Source organism: Pseudomonas sp. (assembly GCF_030696055.1).
GTDB lineage: Bacteria > Pseudomonadota > Gammaproteobacteria > Pseudomonadales > Pseudomonadaceae > Aquipseudomonas.
On the sequence record NZ_JAUYNP010000020.1, the window covers coordinates 1 to 3,677 of the forward strand.

General features: G+C 58.2%; 3 protein-coding genes and 1 pseudogene. All 4 read left to right on the forward strand.

Features of this window, described 5'->3' with window-relative positions:
* Positions 1–403: 403 nt before the first annotated feature.
* Positions 404–544 (forward strand): annotated as a pseudogene (locus Q8Q83_RS01185) (isoprenylcysteine carboxylmethyltransferase family protein); the annotation flags it as partial.
* A gap of 93 nt (positions 545–637) precedes the next feature.
* Positions 638–1,252 (forward strand): class I SAM-dependent methyltransferase, encoded by a 615-nt coding sequence (locus Q8Q83_RS01190; RefSeq protein ID WP_305620408.1) that lies wholly within the window; start codon positions 638–640, stop codon positions 1,250–1,252.
* A gap of 170 nt (positions 1,253–1,422) precedes the next feature.
* Positions 1,423–2,784 (forward strand): UDP-glucose/GDP-mannose dehydrogenase family protein, encoded by a 1,362-nt coding sequence (locus Q8Q83_RS01195; RefSeq protein WP_305620410.1) that lies wholly within the window; start codon positions 1,423–1,425, stop codon positions 2,782–2,784.
* Positions 2,785–2,825: 41 nt separating this feature from the next.
* Complete coding sequence (gene galU, locus Q8Q83_RS01200; RefSeq protein WP_305620412.1) at positions 2,826–3,665, forward strand: UTP--glucose-1-phosphate uridylyltransferase GalU; 840 nt, start codon at positions 2,826–2,828, stop codon at positions 3,663–3,665.
* The last annotated feature ends 12 nt before the right edge of the window (positions 3,666–3,677 follow it).

The following is a 3,677-nucleotide window of genomic DNA, read 5'->3' on the forward strand; positions in this document are numbered from 1 at the left end:
TCATTCAGGAGCACGTGGCGGGAGCGCTTGGTCTTGGTGCGTTCATGGATGGCGCGATCGGCTACCACGCGGCAAACGTGCGTCTGGCGGCCCTTGGTATCGACCTCATCCAGTCCAGGGCCATGATCTCCGCTGGTCGCATCCCGGTATAGAACGCAAATTCAAAGTAGGCCGCATAGATTCTGGTCGGCCAGTGATCGTTCGCATACAGGTGGCCGATGATCTGCTCAGCTTCGTCCACAGTGTTCCGGCGTGGGGCACCATTGACATGATTTCAGATGTTCCCTAGTGAACCTGAAACCCACTAAAACCGGCCTCCGTAGCCGGTTTTTTTGTGCCTGTATGTTTTAAATGATCCTGTACAACCGAGTTTTTGGGGATACGTTTAGGGGGGGCGCATGGTTCGCCGTTTGCACTGCTAGGGCTTCTGGGGTTTTCCCTGTATATGAATCGCTTCCAGATCAGCCCCGAGGAACGTGCCCTGACAACGCTCCTCGGCAGCGAATTCAAGGCCTACCAGGCGGAAGTGCGCCGCTGGCTATAAGACCTGCTTGCTCATCGTTAGAGCGGTCATCTGGAAACCAACGGCGACGTTTGGGGTGACACAAAGCCCACAAGGAATGAAGGATAGATTCGTATGCAGCCGAAAGAACATTGGGAACAGGTTTACTCCAGCAAAGCCGTCGATGAAGTCAGTTGGTTCCAGGAGCATGCGGCGCTGTCTCTGAAACTGATTCGGGATGCCGGTGTACCGCTAACGGCGTCGATCATTGATGTGGGTGGCGGGGCATCGACGCTGGTTGATGATCTCTTGGCCAACGGATATGGAAACGTCACGGTTCTCGATCTTTCCGGTGCAGCGCTGGCTGCGGCAAAGCACAGGCTCGGCGCTCGGGCAGCGGATGTGCAGTGGCTAGAAGCCAATATCATCGAAGCGGAGCTGGGATCGAACGCCTATGACGTGTGGCACGACAGGGCGGTATTTCACTTCCTGACCAGCGCAGAAGAACGCCATGCCTATGTTCGGGCCGTGCTGCGGGCGGTCAAGCCTGGCGGCCTCGTTATCGTGGCGACCTTCGCCGAGGATGGGCCCAGCAAATGCAGTGGCTTGCCTGTAATGCGTTACGACGCACAGGAGCTTCACGCAGAGTTTGGTGAGCCATTTGTCCTGCTTGGACATGAAAAAGAGTCGCACTACACGCCTGGTGGCAATGAACAAAAGTTCGTTTACTGCTTTTGCCGCAAGGTATAGCTCTTAGCGCTGGCTGAAAGCTTGCTCAGCCCCTCGCGCCGACTGACGGAAGCGGCAGATACTTTAAATCGCGCGTTTTTGAAACACCTGTCACTGTCCTGTCGCGTCAGCGTCATACGCCTGCCACTTGCTTTAGCTGCAATCGCTGCAACTCATCTGGAGGGGCGGCGATGCGAATTTGCGTGATCGGAGCGGGTTATGTGGGGCTGGTGTCGGCCGCGTGCTTTGCCGAAATGGGTAACAGCGTGATCTGCGTCGAGCGCGATGCAGCGCGTGTAGCCCGCTTGGCGCGTGGAGAGGCCCCTATTTATGAGCCAGGCCTGGAGCCGCTGCTCAAGGCTCATCTGGCCAGTGGACAGTTGCGCTTTACCGAGCAGCTGGCAGCAGGCATTGCCCTGGCAGAAATCGTCTTTATCGCAGTAGGTACGCCGAGCGGGGAGGATGGCTCGGCGGACCTGTCCCATGTACTGGCGGTTGCCGATGACCTGGGCGCTAGCTTGCAGCGTGCCTGCATAGTGGTCGATAAATCCACGGTGCCGGTGGGCACGGGCGAGCGAGTTGCGCAGCGGATCAACGCCGGCCTGCTACGGCGCGCCAAGCAGTGCAAGGTCACGGTGGCCAGCAACCCGGAATTTCTCAAGGAAGGCTCGGCCATCGACGACTTTATGCGTCCGGACCGGGTCATCATTGGCTGTGATGATCCGGCCAGTGCCGAGGTATTACGCCGTTTGTATGCGCCGTTTCTGCGCAATCATGAACGTCTGCTGTGCATGAGTCTGCGGGCGGCGGAGTTCAGCAAGTACGCCGCCAATGCCTTTCTCGCCACCAAGATTTCCTTTATCAACGAAATGGCCGGGCTGTGCGCTCGCCTGGATGTCGATATTGAGGAAGTTCGCCGCGGTATCGGCAGCGATAAACGCATAGGCACGCACTTTATCTATGCCGGCTGCGGCTATGGCGGTTCGTGCTTCCCCAAAGATGTGCGCGCCTTGATTCGCACCGCCGAGCAGGAAGGCATTGAACCCGGCATCCTGCGCGCAGTTGAAGCCCGCAATGCGCTGCAGAAAACCCTGTTGTTTCAGGCATTGCGTGAGCACTTTTCGGGTTATTTGCAGGGGCGCGTCGTGGCCCTCTGGGGATTGGCCTTCAAGCCAGGCACCGATGATTTGCGGGAAGCTCCCAGTCTGGTGCTGCTCGACGCCTTGCTGGCGGCGGGTGTGAGCGTCCAGGCCTGCGATCCGGTTGCCATTGGCGCGGTGGCTGAGCGCTATCCGCAGGCGCTCGACAGTGGCCAATTGCGCTTGAGTGAGTCGCCCTACGCAGTGGTCGAGGGGGCGGATGCCCTGGTGCTGATCACTGAGTGGAAGCAGTTCCGCCAGCCGGATTTTCAGCGTGTGCGCGCGTTGATGCGTATGCCGGTGTTGTTCGATGGTCGCAATATCTATGATGCCAAGCAGTTGGCTGAGCTGGGTTATCTCTATCGAGGTATAGGTCGGCCGGCGTTGGGGCATTGTAAGGTCCGCGCAGCCTGATAGACTGCGCCGGCATTTTTGTCCCACTTCTAAGGCTCCCCATGATCAAGAAATGCTTGTTCCCCGCAGCCGGTTACGGCACCCGTTTTTTGCCTGCAACCAAGGCGATGCCCAAAGAAATGCTGCCGATTGTGAACAAGCCGTTGATCCAGTACGGCGTCGAAGAGGCGCTGCAAGCCGGGCTGACGGAAATCGCCATGGTGACGGGCCGCGGCAAGCGGGCCTTGGAAGACCATTTTGACATCAGCTACGAACTCGAACACCAGATCCGCGATACCGACAAGGAAAAGTACCTGGTCGGCATTCGTCGCCTGATCAATGAGTGCAGCTTCTCCTATACCCGCCAGGTCGAGATGAAGGGCCTGGGCCACGCGATTCTCTGCGGTCGCCCGTTGATTGGCGATGAGCCTTTCGCCGTGGTCCTGGCCGATGACCTGTGCCTGAACCTGGAAGGCGACGGCGTGCTGACCCAGATGGTCAAACTGTACAACCAGTTCCGCTGCTCTATCGTGGCGATTCAGGAAGTGCCGCCGGAAGAGACCCACAAGTACGGGGTGATCTCCGGGGAGATGATCCGTGATGACATCTACCGGGTGAACAGCATGGTCGAGAAGCCCAAGCCGGAAGATGCGCCGTCGAACCTGGCGATTATCGGTCGCTATATCCTGACCCCGGATATTTTCGAGCTGATCGAGCAGACCGAGCCGGGCAAAGGCGGTGAAATCCAGATCACCGACGCCTTGATGAAGCAGGCCCAGACGGGTTGCGTGATCGCCTACAAATTCAAGGGCAAGCGCTTCGATTGCGGCGGTGCGGAAGGCTATATCGACGCCACCAACTTCTGCTTCGAAAACCTCTACAAGACGGGCAAGGCTTACTAAGCAAAGCCTGGC